This window comes from Deinococcus alpinitundrae, from assembly GCF_009982895.1.
Lineage (GTDB): Bacteria > Deinococcota > Deinococci > Deinococcales > Deinococcaceae > Deinococcus > Deinococcus alpinitundrae.
In genome coordinates this window covers 1-17,371 of record NZ_WXZL01000012.1, presented here as the reverse complement: position 1 = coordinate 17,371, position 17,371 = coordinate 1, and the positions used below count along the sequence as shown (strand labels likewise).

The 17,371-nt window shown below is 66.8% G+C and carries 13 protein-coding genes and 1 tRNA gene; 5 read left to right on the top strand and 9 right to left on the bottom strand.

The window, feature by feature from the left end; all coding sequences use genetic code 11:
• Positions 1–6 precede the first annotated feature (6 nt).
• The 4 genes from GUI70_RS12325 to GUI70_RS12310 form a co-directional block, all read right to left on the bottom strand.
• Positions 7–2,265, bottom strand: coding sequence for a xanthine dehydrogenase family protein molybdopterin-binding subunit (locus tag GUI70_RS12325; RefSeq protein ID WP_161882616.1), 2,259 nt, complete (start codon positions 2,263–2,265; stop codon positions 7–9).
• Positions 2,266–2,614: 349 nt separating this feature from the next.
• Entirely contained in the window at positions 2,615–3,145 is a 531-nt protein-coding gene (locus GUI70_RS12320) for a hypothetical protein (protein WP_161882615.1), read from the bottom strand.
• 4 nt (positions 3,146–3,149) lie between these two features.
• Positions 3,150–4,664 (bottom strand): Si-specific NAD(P)(+) transhydrogenase, encoded by a 1,515-nt coding sequence (sthA, locus tag GUI70_RS12315; protein WP_237724876.1) that lies wholly within the window; start codon positions 4,662–4,664, stop codon positions 3,150–3,152.
• Positions 4,665–4,785: 121 nt separating this feature from the next.
• The gene (locus GUI70_RS12310; protein WP_161882614.1) at positions 4,786–5,088 is read right to left on the bottom strand and encodes a putative quinol monooxygenase; all 303 of its coding nucleotides are present in this window, start codon (positions 5,086–5,088) and stop codon (positions 4,786–4,788) included.
• A gap of 123 nt (positions 5,089–5,211) precedes the next feature.
• Here GUI70_RS12310 and GUI70_RS12305 point away from each other — a divergent pair, with 123 nt between their 5' ends.
• Positions 5,212–5,892: a hypothetical protein gene (locus tag GUI70_RS12305; protein ID WP_161882613.1), complete on the top strand. Its 681-nt coding sequence runs from the start codon at positions 5,212–5,214 to the stop codon at positions 5,890–5,892.
• Between the two features lie 22 nt (positions 5,893–5,914).
• Here GUI70_RS12305 and GUI70_RS12300 read toward each other — a convergent pair whose 3' ends face one another.
• From GUI70_RS12300 to GUI70_RS12285, 4 genes are all read right to left on the bottom strand, one after another.
• Positions 5,915–7,480 carry a GGDEF domain-containing protein gene (locus GUI70_RS12300; protein WP_237724875.1) on the bottom strand — a complete coding sequence of 522 codons (1,566 nt, stop codon included), beginning with the start codon at positions 7,478–7,480 and terminating at the stop codon, positions 5,915–5,917.
• Between the two features lie 46 nt (positions 7,481–7,526).
• Positions 7,527–9,152, bottom strand: coding sequence for an HD domain-containing phosphohydrolase (locus GUI70_RS12295; protein WP_237724874.1), 1,626 nt, complete (start codon positions 9,150–9,152; stop codon positions 7,527–7,529).
• A 125-nt stretch (positions 9,153–9,277) separates the two neighbouring features.
• On the bottom strand, positions 9,278–11,383 hold the full coding sequence (gene recD2, locus GUI70_RS12290) for an SF1B family DNA helicase RecD2 (RefSeq protein ID WP_237724873.1): 2,106 nt from the start codon (positions 11,381–11,383) through the stop codon (positions 9,278–9,280).
• A gap of 78 nt (positions 11,384–11,461) precedes the next feature.
• The gene (locus GUI70_RS12285) at positions 11,462–12,493 is read right to left on the bottom strand and encodes a GGDEF domain-containing protein (RefSeq protein WP_161882611.1); all 1,032 of its coding nucleotides are present in this window, start codon (positions 12,491–12,493) and stop codon (positions 11,462–11,464) included.
• A gap of 108 nt (positions 12,494–12,601) precedes the next feature.
• Here GUI70_RS12285 and GUI70_RS12280 point away from each other — a divergent pair, with 108 nt between their 5' ends.
• From GUI70_RS12280 to GUI70_RS12265, 4 genes are all read left to right on the top strand, one after another.
• Positions 12,602–13,354 (top strand): glucodextranase DOMON-like domain-containing protein, encoded by a 753-nt coding sequence (locus GUI70_RS12280; protein ID WP_161882610.1) that lies wholly within the window; start codon positions 12,602–12,604, stop codon positions 13,352–13,354.
• Positions 13,351–14,253, top strand: coding sequence for a DMT family transporter (locus GUI70_RS12275; RefSeq protein WP_161882609.1), 903 nt, complete (start codon positions 13,351–13,353; stop codon positions 14,251–14,253). Before GUI70_RS12280 ends, GUI70_RS12275 begins: the two co-directional genes overlap by 4 nt.
• 5 nt (positions 14,254–14,258) lie before the next feature.
• A complete protein-coding gene (locus GUI70_RS12270; protein ID WP_161882608.1) occupies positions 14,259–14,822 on the top strand; it encodes a 3'-5' exonuclease in 564 nt (187 codons plus the stop codon).
• Positions 14,823–14,893: 71 nt separating this feature from the next.
• Positions 14,894–17,203, top strand: a complete 2,310-nt coding sequence (locus GUI70_RS12265; protein ID WP_161882607.1) for a glycoside hydrolase family 15 protein — start codon at positions 14,894–14,896, stop codon at positions 17,201–17,203.
• A gap of 71 nt (positions 17,204–17,274) precedes the next feature.
• Here the strand turns inward: GUI70_RS12265 and GUI70_RS12260 are convergent.
• Positions 17,275–17,350 (bottom strand) — tRNA-Gly (locus tag GUI70_RS12260).
• Between the last annotated feature and the right edge of the window lie 21 nt (positions 17,351–17,371).

Sequence of the window (17,371 nt, the reverse complement as noted above, 5' to 3'; positions counted from 1 at the left end):
CGCTGCTCAGTTCGGGGAAGCCTGCATCAACCGCCAGAGGGCTTCAGTCGCAACAGGGAGTTGCGTGACGCGCACGCCGGTCGCGTCACGGATGGCGTTGGCGACGGCGGCGGCCCCCGCCGTGATCGGCGGCTCACCCACGATGCGCGCTCCGAAGGGACCGTTGGCCGAGGGCTGCTCGACGATGACCGCTTCGATCGGCGGCAGGTTGTCGGCGCGGGGAAAGACGTACTCAAGAAAGTTCGGGTTGGTCAGGGTGCCACCGGAAAACGCCAGGCCCTCATACAGGCCGATGCTCAGGCCCTGGGCCATGCCGCCCTGCATCTGTCCCTCGACCAGCATGGGGTTGAGCGCGAAGCCGACGTCCTGAATCGCCACCGCCTCCAGCGGCGTCACCAGGGCCGTGTCGGGATCGACATGGACCCGCACAAATTGCACGATGAAGCCCGGCGCGCCGGCTTTGATGGCGGCGCGCCCCTCGGCCACGACCGGGCCGGGGCCGCCAGCCTGACGCTGGGCGCGCTGCGCCAGTTGCCCGATGCCCACCGACATGCCCGGCACCCCCTTCACCCGTGCCTGCCCACCTACGAGTTCGATGTCCTCGCGGTGCGCTTCGAATTGAACAGCGGCCAGGTCGACCAACTGATCGCGCACCTGCTCACTGGCGTCAAGCACCGCGCCGCCCAGGCTGATGGTGACCTGTGAGCCGCCCGAACCCGGCGCATACGGGCCGCTGTCGGTGGTGCCCTGTACGATCTCCACCGCCTCAGGTTCGACGCCGAGCGTTTCGGCGGCGATTAGCACCATCGAAGAGTGAACACCGCTGATGTCCACGCTGCCGACATGCAGCCGCACGGTGCCGTCGGTATCGACCCGGCACACCGCCCCAGCCGGTGAGAAAGCGCCGGGCCAGCCGCCGATGGCCAGCCCTACGCCCTCGCCGGGTACTTGGCCGCGCGAGCGCCAGATGGGATGCTGGCGGGCACGGTCCAGGCAGGCCTTGAGGCCGATATCCGGCCAGGGCTGCCCGGTGCCGGTGAGGTCGCCGGTCTCGACGGCATTGAGGTAACGCAGTTCGAGCGGGTCCTGCTGCAACTGGCGCGACAACTCGTCAATGCTCGATTCGAGCGCGAAGAGGGCCTGCGGCACGCCGGGAGCGCGGTAAGCACCTGTCGGTGCGCGGTGGGTCACCACTTCGAACGTCTCGATCCTCACGTTCTCGCAGCGGTACATTCCGCCGATCACGGTGGCGATGATGCCGGCGTGTCCAAAGCTGAACAAGCCATTCTCAATCACGGCCCGCACGTCGAGCGCGGTGAGTTTACCTGCCGCGTCGGCCCCCAGGCGGACGTGGGTGGTGATGCCGGGCGCGGGCATGGTGGTGAGCATGTCTTCCGAGCGCGAGAGCACCATCCGGACCGGGCGGCGCAGATGCATCGCCACGGCGGCCACCAGCGCGTCGAGGATGCCGTACTTGGCTCCAAAGCCGCCGCCGACGGTCATCGGTTCGATCCGCACGTCTCGCTCGCGCAGGCCCAGGGCTCCAGCGACTTCACTGCGAACGGTGTACTGGCCCTGGGTGCTGGTGTACACCGTGACCTGCCCAGGGCGGACGCCCGGCTGCGCGACGACGGCGTGCGGCTCCAGGTAAGCCTGGTGGACCCAGGCGTTGCTGTAGTGGCGGTCGATCACCACGTGGGCGCTTTCCAGTGCAGCGCGGGCGTCTCCACGCTCAAACACGCGCTGCTGATCGATATTGGACGCCTTCTGGGCTTCCTGCCCGCCTGCCTCGCCGCCGTGGAGGCTGGCCATGCTGCCGTCGGCGCTGGGCGCACCGTGCGGCCAGACCAACAGGTCATCCGTCATGGCCTGCTCAGCGTCGTCCACGCTCTCCAGCACCTCATAGTCGATGTCCAGCAGCGCGGCGGCATCGGCGGCCCGGGCCTCGCTGTCGGCCACCACGACGGCCACCGGCTGTCCGGCGAACATCACTTCGCCTTCAGCCAGGATCATCCGCGAGCGCGAGGGAGCAGCCCGGCCCCGGTTGAGGTCGTGCCCGGTCAGCACGGCGATGACACCGGGCATGGCCAGAGCCGCCTCGGCATCAATGGTGCTAATCCGCGCATGCGGGTACAGCGAGAGCACCGGGCGGGCGTGGACCATGCCCGCCAGCGAGACATCGGCAGTGTACTGAGCACTTCCAGTCACTTTCTCGAAACCGTCGATGATCTTGCGCCGCTTACCGAGATGATTGGTCTCCTTCATGCAGGCCTCCAGTTGTACTTGGCCGCATTCTACGGATTTCCCCGGCGGTGACTGGTAGGCCAAGTCAGGCTGCCCGTTCCTCGCTGACCTTATCTCCTTTTTTCACAGCGGCCAGCCCCAGCCCCATGCTGCAAGCCTCACTGGACTGCATTATCTAGCGCTACCGATCAGGACACCGTGGGGGGCGAGCGGAATCCGGCGGCCGAGCGCGCCTTTGGCCAGACGCGTCACGAAGCGCTGCGGCTCAGTTTCAGCGAATTGACCCTGCCGCCCAGAGCTTCAAAAGTCAGGCGCTTCGAGCGGATACCGGCCGACAACCAGCATATCCAGCAAGCCGAACGAACCTACTTTACCGGCAGCCGTTCACTGCTTGGGCCGCCGCCGCAAAGCCGCTGGCTGGAAAGGTGTAATTCAGTGGCGCGCTCAGCACGGCCCCGGCCAGCGGCACGATGTTCAGGCGCATCGTTTTTCCGGCGCTCAGGCCGCTGGCGATCATGGCGTTGGCGCTGGGGTCGAGGAAGGTCAGGGCCGAGCGGTTGAGCTGCCCGCCGACCTCGAACGCGCGCAGCGTCCTGACTTTGGCTGGCCTGGCCGCGCCCACCTGATAGGTCACGGTGTAGAGCCGGTCCAGACTGGAGCGCTGCCCGGCACTGAACAGCTCGAACTTGGTGCTCAGACTCGCCAGATAGCCCCCGCCGATGCAGCGCAGGCTGAGATAACTCTTGCTGGTGTCGGTGTACAGTTCATCCAGAAAAATGGCACTGCTGTTGTGGCCCTGGGCGTCCTTGGACACGGCGTAGAACACGTTGCTGCCCGGCACCCGCACCTCGGCGGCCAACGCAGGTGTAAGCATCAGGACGGTGAGCAGGAACCGCAACATGGCCTTAAACCACTTCCCCCACTTCTTTGGCCGGTTCGAGCTTCGGCTCCAGCAGCGGCGCGCTGCCCAGGCGGTTGATGCCGTCGAAGGCGGCGGTCTTGTAGCACTCAGCCAGGGTCGGATAATTGAAGACCGTGTTCACGAAGTAGTCCACCGTGCCGCCGAAGGCCATCACCGCCTGCCCGATGTGAATGAGTTCGCTGGCCCCGGTGCCGATGATATGCACGCCCAGCAGTTCGCGGGTGTCGAGGTGAAAGATCAACTTCAAGGTGCCCTGCTCGTCACCGATGATCTGGCCGCGCGCAATCTCACGGTACTGGGCCTTGCCGATCTCGTACGGCACGCCCGCCGCCGTCAGCTCTTCCTCGTTCTTGCCCACCGTACTGATCTCAGGGATGGTGTAGATGCCGTAGGGAAACAGTTCCGGCACGCTCTGGGTCGGCACCCCGAAAGCGTGGCAGGCCGCCAATCTCCCCTGCTCCATGCTCACTGAGGCCAGGCTGGGAAAACCGATAACGTCGCCCACCGCGTAGATGTGCCCCGCACCTGTCTGGTAGTGCCCGTTGACGGTAATACGGCCCCGCTCGTCGGCGCTCAGGCCTGCTGCTTCCAGGTTGAGTTTGTCGGTGGCCCCCACCCGGCCAATCGCATACAGGACCATGTCGCTGACGATTTCCTTGCCACTGGCCAGCGTCACTTTCACGCGCTGCCCCAGTTGATCCGCAAACGGCTCCACCGCCTTGACCGCTTCGCCCAGCCGCAGGGTCATGCGGTTCTGGCGCATCTGGTAGGCCAGCACGTCGGTGATCTCGTGGTCCACGAATTCCAGCAATCTCGGGCGCTTGTCGATGAGGGTCACGCGCACGCCCAGCGCGGCGAACATGCTGGCGTACTCGCAGCCGATGACGCCGCCGCCAATAACCGTCACGGTGCGTGGCAACTCGCGCAGATCGAGAATGTCATCGCTGATGATGATGCGCTGGCCGTCGAAGGGAATCTTGGGATCGCGCGCCGCTTTGGTGCCCACCCCGATCACGATGTGGCGGGCCGTCACGTCGCGCCAGCCGTCGCCGTGACCGCGCACGTCGCGCAGGCGTACGGTATGCGGCCCCATGAACGAGGCTTCGGCGTTGATGCTCTCGATGCGGTTGCGGTGCAGCTGGTTGCGCACCACGTCGAGTTCGTGCGACATCACGCTGGAGGTTCTGAGCAAGAGGTCTTGCACGGTGATGTCGTCTTTGACGGCGTAGGAAGAGCCGTAGAGGCCGCGCTCGTTGTAGCCGCTGAGGTGCATGATCGCCTCGCGAAAGGTCTTGGAGGGAATGGTGCCGGTATTGATGCACACGCCGCCGATCACCGCCTTGCGCTCCACCACTGCCACCTTCTTGCCAAGTTTGGCCGCCTGAATCGCCGCGCGCTGCCCGCCGGGACCGGAGCCGATGACCAGCAGATCGTAGGTGAAGTCGTCGTGCGGCGAAGCGCTAAGCGGCATCTGGCTGTTCTTAGGGCTGGGTGTCATGGCAACCTCACGGGCGAGGAGAACGGAAAAAGAGCCAACCGAAGGGGTCAGCTCCATTGTGGCATGCCCGGATGGCCGGGCCAATCGGAGTTTGATGATCAGGCGCGCGGCGCAGCCAGCCTCACATGATCTTGGTGGCTTGCCCCGTTTCCCAGGCGGTGATGGTCAGGTCGTCAACACCCATCTCGGTGACCTGCTTGACCGCCTCACCGACGCCCGGCAAGCCCAAGTGCGTCTGCATGGCGTCCATGCTCTCCCACTGCTCACTGATGATGAATGCGCTAGGCGTGTCCAAATTCTCCGAAACGAGGTAACTCAGGCAGCCCGGCTCCGTGCGGGTCTGAGCCGCCAGGCCCATCAGCATGCTGCGGGCGGTGTCCAAGTGGGCGACGGGAAAAGTCAGGGTACCGTGCGAAATGATCATCGAAATCGCCTCCGGGAAGTTGGGTTGGGGAACGCCCTACTGTAGCGCGACTGGGTGGCCTCTGAACGCCTGGCCAGGGAACTTCCATCAGATTGAGACGAGCCTGACGTCGTAGTCTAGAGCATGACTTTCCTGCGTCTCGTTCCTGCGGCTCTGCTGACCGCCGCCCTACTCGGCGCTTGCGGCCGACCTGCTGCGCCCAAACCCCTGCCCGCTGCCGAAGTCGCACCCTTCATCACCGGACAGCTCTCTGGAGCAAGCAGCACCAGCCTGGCCCTGATCGTCGGCACCCGCACCCTGGCTTCAACGACAGTCGACGCGCAGGGCAAGTTCTCGCTGACGCTGCCGACCAGCGACGAAGTCACCAGTGTCAAGACCTCGCTGAGCGCCGTGTTGCTGGCCGATCTGGGCTGCAAGGGCAGCCTGAGCCTGAGCGATCCTAGCGCCCAGGGCTACGGCTTTGCCACGCTCAAAGCAGGCAACCAGAAGGATTATGCCGACGCGGTGGTGATCAAGGACGAGTACACCTTCAACCGGAGCCTCAAGGGCCGCGCCTACCTTTACGCCGACAAGCCCACCACCCTGAACGGGCCGCTCGACTGCAAGGCGGCCACCGGCTTTCCCACCACTTTGCAGGTCAACGTCAACCTCTCGACCGGCTGGAATGTGCTGGCCCTGAGCATCAACGGCACGTACAGCTTTCCCAGCACCATCAGCGTGAGCGGCAGCGTCAACAACGGTGCGCTCGCGCCCGGTAGCGTCTGGAGCAGTCTGGACGCCCTGAAATCGCAGATCGCGTTCTGAGCCAGTAGCTGTCGACCTCGCCTTATACGTATTGCAGTTGCGGGGCCACTTGCATGGTGTTGCGCCCAGCCGCCTTGGCTTCGTAGAGCGCGCGGTCTGCGGCCTGCAACGTGGCCGTCAGGTCAAGCTCGGCGCTCAGCATGGTGATTCCGAAACTGGCGGTCATGTTCAGCCCCGGCGCGGTGTGTTCCCAGTCGGCGCGCTGCAGGGTAGCGCGCAGATGATCGCAGAGTCGCACGGCCTCACTGAGCGTCACTCCCGTGAGAATCACCACGAACTCCTCACCGCCCAGCCGGGCCAGCACGTCGTTACTCCGCAACTCTGCGGTCAGCAGGCGCGTTACCTCGATCAGCACGGCGTCTCCGGTGAGGTGGCCGTACAGATCATTGACACGCTTGAAATGGTCGAGGTCCATCAGTGCGATGGCGCTCACCGGCCCGCCGCCCACCACCTGCTCGCGCAGTCGGGCTAGCACCTGCATCGCCTGGGTCCGGTTGGGGATGCCGGTCAGGGGATCACTCAGGGCCGCCTGCGCCATGGCCCGGGCATGCACCTCGGCCTCACGGGCCTGCTGGGCAATCTGACCGACCAGAGCACGCTGCTGGTGGTAATCGCGAAACAGCCGCTCCACTCCGCGCGTCACCGCCCGCTGCGCCTCGAAGGCCTGCTCAAAGCGTCCGATCCGGGCGTAAGCCTCGGCCAGCGTTTCGCGGGCGCGGCTTTCCCACAAGCCGTCGGCCGCCGCCCCAAAGTGTTCGACGGCCTGCTGGGCGTCATCAATGGCCGCCTCCAGATCGCCGATCTGCCCACGCACCCGGCTGCGGTCCAGCAGGGCACGGCCATGCAGCACCGGCACGTCGGCCTGCCCGGTCAGACGCACGTGTTCGTCGGCCAGTTGCTGGGCCGCCGTCAGGTCGCCCTGCCACAGCGCATAGCGGGTCAAGGCGTCCAGAACAGCGGTCGCTTCCAGTGAAGCCATACCGCCCTCACGCTGCAGACCGCGCAGGAACGAGGCCGAGAACTGCAGTTGCTCTTCGGCCCCTGGCTGATCGGTCAGCGGAACCTGACCGATCAGCAGTGCCTCGGCCGCCGCCACCACGAAGTTGACGTGAAAGGTATTCAGCAAACCGAGCGACTCGGGCAGTGCCAGTCCCCGGACATGCTCAGAGCGCAGCAGCCGGGTCAGCACCATTACCGCCTCGCCGTAGTTGCGGCGCTCAAGTTCGTAGTGCGAGGTATTCACGGCGATCAAAGCCACGCCACGGTCATCATGATGTTTGCGGGCCAGCCCATCGGCCAGCGCAAATTGCACCCCGGCACCCAGATCATCGTAAAATTCAGCCTGCACCAGCGCCAGAGCGACATGCGCCTTGACCTGCAAGGGGCCGTCCTGGCAGGCACGGGCCAGCTCCAGCGCACTCAGGGCGTGCGTCATGGCGCAGGCGGCTTCGCCCAAATCCAGGGCGATGTACACAGCGTCGCGGTGAAGCAGCGCGCGCTCGGCAGCCCCCACCTCCGACTTGGCCAGGTTCTTCTCTACCTCTTGCAGGGCCGTTCGCCGGGGCAAGGCCAGCAAGCGGTCTGACACGCCGCCGCTCACGCCCACCCTCCCGCAGCGCTGGAGCAACGGTGCATCACCGGGAGACAGGCCACGGCTGCTCCAATTCCACGAAGACCTCGACGATCTGAGGATCGAACTGACTGCCCGCGCAGCGCTGGAGTTCGGCCAGGGCCTCCGACTGGGGCCAGGCCCGTTTGTAGGGCCGCTCACTGAGCAGCGCGTCGTAGACGTCCACCACGCTGAAGATGCGGGCCAGCAGCGGAATCGCCTGCCTCGCCAGTTGGTCCGGATAGCCCGAACCGTCCCAGCGTTCGTGATGGTGGCGCACCACTTCCCTGACCGCACGCGGCACGAACATTTCGTCACGCAGCATGTCGTCCCCAACCACCACATGGCGCTGCATCAGCCGACGCTCCCCCGCAGTCAACGCACCGGGCTTGCGCAGCACGTCGTCGCCCACCGCCACCTTGCCGATGTCGTGCAAGTACGCGCCCCAGCGCAGATGCTGTAAGTCCTCCGGCGACTGGCCCAGCGCTTCACCCAGTTTCAGGGCCAGCGTGGTGACGCGGTCAGTGTGGCCGAAGGTATCGCCGTCGCGGCCTTCGAGCACCCGGCCCAGCGCCCGCAGGGCCGCCTCACGCGTCTGATGCAGATACTCCAGTCCGGCGGCGCGTTCCAGCGCTTGATCGATGCGGGCCGCGACCATCCCCAGCAGGGTCATGATTTCGCCGGGGGCGTCGTGACGGTGACGGGTATGCATCAGGCCGATCACGCCCACGACCTGTCCACGTGAACGCAGCGGCGCGGCGACGGCGGTATAGATACCGCCCACACGTGGGCCGCTCCAGCCCAGGTAATCGGGCACCAACTGCGGACTGCCGGTTCGCAACACCTCCGCCACGAGGCCTACCGGCGGGTGCGGCTCACGGAGGCGGGCAACGCTGGGTGGACCTTCGTAGGCTTCGCCCTCCAGCACGGTCAGGGTGGCCTGACCCTGGGGGTCGATGGCGAACACCGCTCCGGAAGTAAACCCACTCATGTCGATCAGTGCTTGCAGTGCCAGCCGGGCAATCTCTTCGGGCTGGGTCAGGCGGTCCAGCTCCGGCGTCAGCGTGGCGAGGCGCTCGAACTGCCGCGCCGTGACCTGGGCGTGTTCGAGCGCCAGCCAGCGGCTGTAGGCCACGCCGGCGGCCTGCCCCAGCAGCAGCAGCACCTGCGCGTCTGCCGCGTCGAGCCGCTCCGTGGTGTTGGTGGTGTCGGCAGACAGCACGCCCAACACCTGGCCTTCCGGGTCGAGCAGCGGCACCCCCAGGTACATACCGGGCTGGGGACGCCCAGAGACGAAATAGGCCTCGGCGGTGTCCTGCGCCTGCTCGACAATCTGCACCTCACCCGCGTCAAAGACCCGCCAGCCCAGCGCTTCGCCGCGCCTCAGCCGCCGCCCGGTGGCCTCCTCGGCCAGATGGCCGCTGGCCGCGACCACTTCCAGCACGTCCAGCGCGGGCCGGTGCAGCAGCACCATCGAGGTCGTGGCCCGCGTGATCTCCAGTGCCAGGCTGACGCAGCGCCGGAACACGTCCTCGGAAGACTGGGCCAACAGCACCAGCGCCTGCGCTTCCACACCGGGTTTGGGTGTCCTGGAAGCGCGGTGCAAATCCGCCCCAGCAGACACGACACCCGGCAAGTCAGCAGCTTTCAAGACCACGACCCTGGCCATGTCCAGCAGCGCCGTCGACCAGCAGGAAAAAGCAGGAGGCCATCATGAGGAGTGTAGTCCTCTGGGCCTTGCAAAATCCTGACTGTGACGACGTTGAACCAGTAATTTCAGCCGCGGATCCGCTCCAGCAGCGCCGTGTGGCGCTCGTCTTTCTGTCGACCCGCCGCCCGCACCCAGGCACTCTCTGAGCCGACGCCCACAAACCGCTCCCTGGCCCGCGTCAGGGCGGTGTAGGCCAGGTTGCGCGAGAGCATCGGCATATGGGCCTCGTGCAGCACGCCCAGCACCGTGCCCCACTCACTGCCCTGGGCGCGGTGGACGGTCAGGGCGTAGCCGAGCTGGAGGTTGAAGAGCTCAGCTCCGGCGAGGTCCACGACGTTGCCGTCGAAATCCACCTGCAACTTGCCCCGGTCCTCGCGCAGCACGGTGCCGAGCGTGCCGTTGAAGACCTCGTTCTGGTAGTCGTTCTTGGTCTGCACCACAATGTCCCCGGCCCGCGCTTCGCCGTCAGCAATGCGTACGCCCCCCACGCCGGGGTTGAAGACGCCCTGAAGGTGGTGGTTGAGCATCTCCACGCCCAGCGGTCCCTTGCGCATGGGGGTGAGGACCTGTACCTTGCCGGGACCGCCGAGTTCGCGCACCAAGAGGGCCACCCGCCGCGCGCCCACGTCCGCCTCGGTGGGCACGAAGTGGAGTTCTGCGGGTCCCCAGGCCGGAGCCTGACCATGCAGCAGATCGTGGGCCGCCCGGATAATCGGGTTCTGGGCCGCCTGGCGGTACACCTGCGAGAGCCGGATGGCCGGTGCCACCTGGGTGATGGCGTGTAGCGGCAACCCCGCATCCACCGGAGGCAACTGATCGGTGTCGCCCACCAGCAGTACCCGCGCGCCCGGCGCTACAGCGGTCAGTAAGCTCAGCATCAATGCGTCACCGCACATGCTCACCTCGTCCACGATGATCAGCTCATAAGGGGCCGGTTCGAGGTGGTTGTGCCGGAAACCCTCGGGGCCGTAGCCGAGCAGGCGGTGAATGGTGCTGGCGCTGCGGCCCGTGACCTCGCTCAGCCGCCGCGCCGCCTTGCCGGTGGGCGCACACAGGCCGACCTCCAGCCCCAGCGACTCGGCCAGGTCGGCCACCGCGCGCGTGGTGGTGCTCTTGCCGGTGCCGGGGCCGCCGGTCAGGACCACTAGGCGGTGCGCTTCCATCAGGTGCAGCACGCTGGCCTGCTCCTCGGATAAGCCCTGTTCGGCTCCGGCGGGCACGCTCCACTCGCCGGTGGGTGGGGTATTGATCAGGGTGCGGATGGTTCCGGCCAGCCGCCGCTCGGCGCGCAAGACTGGCGGCAGGTAGATGCGGCCCGCGTCGTCTTTGAGCCGGTTCAGCTCCACGGCGTTGTCGAGGGCCAGCAGCGCCTGCTCCGGCGTGACGCGGGCGTAGTGGGCCACGCCCTTTTCGGCACGCTCACGCGGCAGGTAGCTGTGGCCGCCCTGCTGCGCGGCCTGCTGCACGGCGTAGACGGCGGCGGCGGTCAGGCGGCGTGGGTCGTCGAGCGTCATGCCCTGTTCGCGGGCCAGTTTGTCGGCAGTCAGAAAGCCGATGCCTTCCACTTCGGTCAGGGCGTAGATGTCGGCCTGCAAGCGCTCGGCTGCCGCCTCTCCGAAGTGCTTGGCCGCACGCTGCGCCTGAGAAATGCTCAGGCCCAGGCCCTGCAAGGCCGCCAGCGCCCGCCGCTCGCCGCCCTGCACACTCCAGCTCTGGGTCATCTTGAATAAGGTGGCCTGGGTGATGCCCGGCACCTGAAGCATCTTCTCGGGGGTGTCCGAGAGCACGGCAAACGTCGCCGGGCCGAAATGTGAGGCGATGCGCCTCGCCAGCACCTTGCCGACGCCGCCCACGCGGGCTTCCAGGTAAGCAGCCACCCCCTCCTCTGTGAGGTCGGCGGGCACCGCTTCCAGCACCATGTTCAGCACCTTGTATTGGTAGCCGTACTCGCGGTGCTCTTCCATGCTGACCTCGGCGCTGAAGCGGTCGCCGATATCCAGCGGCGGCATCAGGCCCACCACCGTGGCGTCGCCATCCTCGCCCTCCTCGTTTCGGAGGGTGGCTGACAGCACCGTAAAGCCGCTCTCGGCACGGTAGCGCACCTTGTTGACGCTGCCCGTCACACTGAGCTGCCGGGGTCTGAAATCGGTCAGCGAGGCGAGATCGGTCACGGCGGCTCCATTCTGCTCTCAGCATATCAGCTCCGGCAGGTGTGGACTCGGGGTGAACCCGCCGCCTGGAACATCTGTTCAGCGCACCGTGTTACGCCCGGCTCGTTTGGCCGCGTAGAGCCGCCGATCGGCGCGGGCAAACACGCTGGTGGCACTCTCACCGCTGCGGTAAGCGGCCACCCCCAGGCTCACCGTGACGCGCAGCCCAGCCACCTGGCTGGCCTGAATATCGCGCCGGAGCTGCTCGGCCAGGCCCAGGGCATCCGGCTTGGCGAGCGGCACTACCAGCAAGAATTCCTCGTCGCCCCAACGCCCCACGCTACTGCCCTGGCCCACGCTGCGGCGCAGCAGCTTGGCGACCCCGCGCAGCACCTCGTCGCCCACCGCGTGGCCGTGGCGATCGTTGACCGTCTTGAAATGGTCGAGATCGCAGACCACCAGGCTCAGCGGACTGCCGTGCAGCTCGGCACGTTCGAGCGCCAGATCAAGTTCGTCCTCGATGGCGGCCCGGCCCAGCACCCGCGTCAGGGCGTCCTGGCGGGCCTCGACCAGCGCGGCGCTGCTGCTTTCCTGCATCCGGTAAGCACGCTCCAGAAACCGGCTGAGCCCGTAGCCCAGCCAGGTCAGCAGCAGCGTGGCCAGCACCAGATTGACCCAGGACTGCTGGATCACCAGCGCCAGCGGCAGGTGCCACAGCAGCACGCCCAGCAGCAGTGTCCCGAACAATCCGGTGACCGCCAGCCCCGCCGACGACCCCAGCAGCAAAAAGACCTCGATGATCACGGCAGGCGTCCACAAACTCAGGCCTCTGGGCAAGCTGCCAATTAGCAGCGCCTGGAACAGATCTTGCAGCGCCACCAGCGCGAACACCAGCACGCTCAGCGCCACGCTGATTCTCAGCGGCCATCTTCTGCGCGAGATCAGCAGCAGCGTCGCGGCCACCACCAGGGGAAGCCAGCTGGCGGGGCGCGCCAGGACGATGGGTTCGCTGAAGGCGAACAGACCCAGACGCAGCAGCAGCCCCATCACCATCAGGCCCAGGGTCAACGTCAGCAGCGCGCGGCGACCTTCGAGAGAAAAGAGATCAGGAGTCATGAACGGAAAAGCCATGCAGTGTCTGCTATCCTAGCGGTTTTTTGAGGGTCCGCGCCTAGCGCCTGGGTCCGGCGCTTATACTGCTCGACCTGCCCCTGAGGACCGCTCGCTATACTGCCCGGCGTGTCTGTGTTGCTGGCCGCCTTCATTCCCGCCGCCCTGCTGCTGAGCGTGCCCGACCCGACGGGTGACGCCAGCGGCGACGGCAGTTACCAGTTGCCGACCCGGCCCGCCGTCACTGAGGCCATGCTCGATCTGAGGCTGTTTAGAGCCGAGAACGTGGGCGGCGAGGTGCAGCTCAGGACTGCCCTGGGGGCCGTCGGCAACCCCTGGCAAGCTCCGGCAGGGTTTTCCGGATTCAACCTCGATATTTTCGTCAAGACCAGGCCAGGCGGCGCAAACGATCTGGATGGCCTGGGCCTGCGTGCCGCCAGGCCACCCGGCTGGCAGGAACACTACCGCGTCAACGGTTTCGTCGCCCAGCACTTCAGCGCCGATGCAGCGGGGAAGCGGCTCAGCCGCCCTGCGCCGCGCGTCAGCTTGAGCGGCACCGACATTATCATCGGCACCGACCTGCCGGCTGGACGCTACAGCTACTGGGTCACGACCAGTCTCTACACTCCGTTTAGCCCCGACGGAGTGGCGCAGCCCGGCGGCGACACCTCGCCGAGCGCCCTGAGAAGCGCCCGCGAAGGCACGCCCGCGCCGCTGGATGTGCTGCTCAGCGGCGATCAGAAATCGGTCTACACCACCGGCGAACTCAGGGCCGTGGGCCAGGTGCGCGACGTGCGGGCACTGTCTCTGCTGGGGCTGGCGGTGGCCGGGCTGGTGGCGGCCAGCGTGCTGGGGATCCTGGCCTGGCGGCGCGGCGCTTGAGTCGCCCGCACGCGACGAACCTCGGGTCGGCGGCCCGCACCGGGGCAGGCTGGGTGCTGCTGGCCGCCTGTTTGTGGGGCCTGCTGGGCATCTTCGGCAAATTCACCCAGCAGGAAGGCGTCTCGCCGCTGGAAGTCGCGTTCTGGCGGGCCTTGCTGGGCGGCGGCTGTTTTGCCCTCAGCGCCGGCGTGCGCCGCAGCGCCTGGCCGCGTGGCCGCGATCTGCTGATCACCGGGCTGTTCGGGCTGGGCGGGGTCAGCCTGTTTTACGCCAGCTACCAACTGGCGGTCCGGGCAGGCGGCGCGAGCCTGGCCTCGGTGCTGCTCTACACCGCTCCGGCGTTCGTGGCGCTTTCCGGCTGGCTGTTCTGGAACGAGCGGCTGGGCAAGCGCGAACTCGGCGCGGTGGCCCTGACCCTGGTTGGCGTGGCACTGATCTCGCTGGGCGGCGGCTCGGGGGTGCAAGTGTCGGTGCTCTCACTTGGCTGGGGCCTCACGGCGGGCCTGACCTACAGCTTGTATTACCTGTATGGCCGGGTCTTTTTCGAGCGCTACGACCCGCAGGCACTCTACGCCGTGGCGCTACCGGTGGGGGCGCTGGGCCTGCTCCCCTTTGTCGGTTTCGTCCACAAGTCCCCGGCGGCCTGGCTCAATCTCGGTCTGATCGCCCTGCTGTGCACCTTCGCGGCCTACAGCGCCTACAGCCTGGGCCTGCAGCGGCTCAATCCCACCCGTGCCAGCGTGATCGCCAGCATCGAGCCGGTGGTGGCCTCGCTGCTCGCAGCATTGCTGTTCGCCGAGCGCCTGGGTCCGGCGGCACTCGGCGGCGCGGCGCTTGTCATCGTGGCCGCCCTGCTGCTGAGCACCGCGCCGAGAGAGGCTCAGGAGGCGCTACCCTGAAGGCTATGCAAGGGGAATATGTCGTCTTCGACCTGGAAACCACCGGCCTGAGTCCGGAAAAAGACGCCATCGTGGAAATCGGTGCGCTGAAAGTCCGGGGCGGCCAGATTTACGAGCAGGAGCGCTTTGAGACGCTGGTGCGTCCCCTCTGCGCCGACGGCTCGCTGAAGCCGATTCCCTGGCAAGCCGCGCGCGTTCACGGCATCAGCGACGCGATGGTGCGCTCAGCGCCGGTTCTCGAACAGGTGCTGCCGGAGTTTCTGGCCTTCGTGGGCACGGCGGTAGTGGTGGCCCACAACGCCGCTTTCGACAACGGCTTCATGCGGGTGGCGGCCCGACGACACGGCCTGCTGTGGGCTCCCGTTCGTGAAGTCTGCACTGTGCAGCTCTCGCGCCGCGCTTTTCCGCGTGAGCGCTCACACAACTTAGGTGCACTGGCCCAGCGCCTGGGCCTGGATTTTGCGCCGGGAGGCCGCCACCGCAGCTTCGGCGACGTGCAGGTTACGGCCCGCGCCTTCGTCGAACTCAGTCGGCGGCTGGAGGCGGCCTCGGCCTCGGCGGCGAGGTGAGCAGTTTCATGCGGGCCTGAGCGCCCGCTGTCAGGGTCAGGGCCAGAAGAGCGCTGTTCAAAGGGAGAGCCATGTCCAAGCCTGTTCGCCTCGCCCCCGGTGCGCCGGGGCTGCCGCCCACCTGGACGTCGAGTGACAAGGACGCCGTGACCACCTCGCTGGGCCGGGGCCGGGTCTGGGCCAGCGTCGGCCACGGCAACCTCAACGAGGTGTACTGGCCCACCAACGGCGATCCACAGGTGCGCGACCTGACCTTTCTGGTTCGTACCTCCGGCGGCTGGTTTGATCTCAAGCGCAGCCGCCGCTACAGCCTGCTGCTGCCGGAAGAAGGCCCTGCCATCGGCATCCGCCACCAAGGCGAGGGGTTCAGTCTCAGCCTCGACGTGGTTCCCGACCCGCACCGCGATTCGCTGCTAATCGCCTACCGACTGCGCGGCGACGCGGTGCTCTACGCCCTGCTCGCACCTCACCTGGGCGACTCCGGCATCGACAACACCGCCTGGGTCGACGGCGAGGCGTTGTTCGCCCGGCGCGGCGAGAACGTGCTGACCCTGCTGGCCAGCGGCGGCCTGACCCGCGCCAGCGCCGGATTCGTGGGCATCAGCGACGGGTGGCAGGACTTCGACCAGCACGGCGAGATGACCTGGACCTATGATCGCGCCGAGGGCGGCAACGTGGCGCTGATCGGCGAGTTGCGCGAGAAGGAAGGGATCATCGCGCTGTCGTTCGCCAACCATCCCGAGTCGGCGCTGCTGCACGCCCGCTCCAGCGTTCACCTGAACTTTCCGGCGGTGCGCGCGCGTTTTCTGAACGACTGGCAGCGCTGGACCGAGGTGCTGAACCTGCCGCCCGGCAACCGCGCCGAAGTCAGCCGTGCCCGCCTCAGCGCCCAGGTCATCCGCGTGCACGAGGGCCGCGACTTTCCCGGCGGCATCATCGCCAGCCTCAGCGTGCCATTCGGGCAGTCGCACGCCGACGCGGGCGGCTACCACCTGGTCTGGCCGCGCGACATGGTGGAAGGGGTTACGGCGCTGCTGGCCGCCGGACAACACGAGGCCGCCGGGCGGGGGCTGGAATACCTGCTGGCCACCCAGGGCCGCGACGGTCACTGGCCGCAGAACATCTTCCCCGACGGCGAGAGTTACTGGACCGGAGACCAGCTCGACGAAACGGCGTTTGCCGTGCTGCTGGCCGCCAAGATGCATGAACTGGGGGCCGTTCACAACATCCGGTTCCTCTCGGTGACCCGTGCGGTTCAGCGGGCAGCAGGCTACCTGATTCGCAGCGGCCCCGTCAGTCCGGAAGACCGCTGGGAAGAAAACAGCGGGGTCAGCGCCTACACCCTGGCTGTCATTATCGCTGCGCTGGTGGGCGCGGGTCCCTGGCTCAGCCGCGAGGAGCGTCAGTACGCCGAGGCGCTGGCCGACGACTGGAATGACCGCCTGGAAGACTGGTGCTACGTGAGTGGAGAGGATGCACCGCTGGCGCACCAGTACGGCGTGCCCGGCTACTACATCCGCATCGCGCCTCAAGCCGCCGATCTCCCCGGCCAACAACTGCTCACGCTCGCCAATACTGGGGGCAGGGTGGTCCGGGCCGGAGAGATCGTCAGCCTGGATTTCGGCTACCTGGTCCGTATGGGCCTGCGAGACGCCCGCGATCCGCGCATTCAGGACACGCTGCGGGTGGTGGACGGCGAGTTGCGCTACGACTCGCCGCACGGCCCGCTTTATTACCGCTACCAGCATGACGGCTACGGCAATTACGACGACGGCAGCGGCTTCGACGGCCAGGGCAAGGGCCGTCCGTGGCCGCTACTGACTGGCGAGCGCGGTCACCTGGCGCTGCTCAGTGGCGAGTCGCCCATGCCGTACATCAAAGCCATGCTCGAATCTTGCGGTCCCGGCGGACTCTTTCCCGAACAGGTCTGGGACGCCGACCCGCTGCCGGAGCGCGGTTTTTATCCGGGGAAACCCGCTGGCAGCGCCATGCCGCTGGTCTGGGCACACGCTGAATTTATCAAGCTGCTGTGGGCGCGCGAGCATCACGAGCCGTTCGAGCGGCTTAAGACGGTGCAGGAGCGCTACGCGGCGTCTGACCGCCGCCCGAAGATCCGCTTCTGGCGCTCCGCGGCTCCAAGCGCTACCTTGCCTAAAGGCATGGACCTGATGGTTGAGGACACCAGGCCGTTCACGCTGCACCTGGGCCACGACAACTGGCAACGCACCCACGACATTCAAGCCGGGGCGCTGCCATTCGGCATGTGGGGGGTGCGCCTACGGGCCTCGACGCTGAGAACGGCGCGGACACTGGAATTTGCCCGGTTGTTCGAGGACGGCTGGGAACATGGTGAGCATCAAGTGCAGCTCGCTAAACGCTGACCGTGTTAAGTGCAATTGGTACCTGCAACGCAAGCTGGCCCCGAACATCGGTTCGGGGCCATTTTCTACTTTGGAGCGGGAGACGCGATTCGAACGCGCGACATCTACCTTGGCAAGGTAGTGCTCTACCAGCTGAGCTACTCCCGCGAAAAATCGGTGCAGCGCTAA

Coding starts and splice junctions, on each gene's coding strand:
- GUI70_RS12325 (WP_161882616.1), bottom strand. CDS start 2,265: ATGAAGGAGACCAATCATCTCGGTAAGCGGCGCAAGATCATCGACGGT.
- GUI70_RS12320 (WP_161882615.1), bottom strand. CDS start 3,145: ATGTTGCGGTTCCTGCTCACCGTCCTGATGCTTACACCTGCGTTGGCC.
- sthA (WP_237724876.1), bottom strand. CDS start 4,664: ATGACACCCAGCCCTAAGAACAGCCAGATGCCGCTTAGCGCTTCGCCG.
- GUI70_RS12310 (WP_161882614.1), bottom strand. CDS start 5,088: ATGATCATTTCGCACGGTACCCTGACTTTTCCCGTCGCCCACTTGGAC.
- GUI70_RS12305 (WP_161882613.1), top strand. CDS start 5,212: ATGACTTTCCTGCGTCTCGTTCCTGCGGCTCTGCTGACCGCCGCCCTA.
- GUI70_RS12285 (WP_161882611.1), bottom strand. CDS start 12,493: ATGGCTTTTCCGTTCATGACTCCTGATCTCTTTTCTCTCGAAGGTCGC.
- GUI70_RS12270 (WP_161882608.1), top strand. CDS start 14,259: ATGCAAGGGGAATATGTCGTCTTCGACCTGGAAACCACCGGCCTGAGT.
- GUI70_RS12265 (WP_161882607.1), top strand. CDS start 14,894: ATGTCCAAGCCTGTTCGCCTCGCCCCCGGTGCGCCGGGGCTGCCGCCC.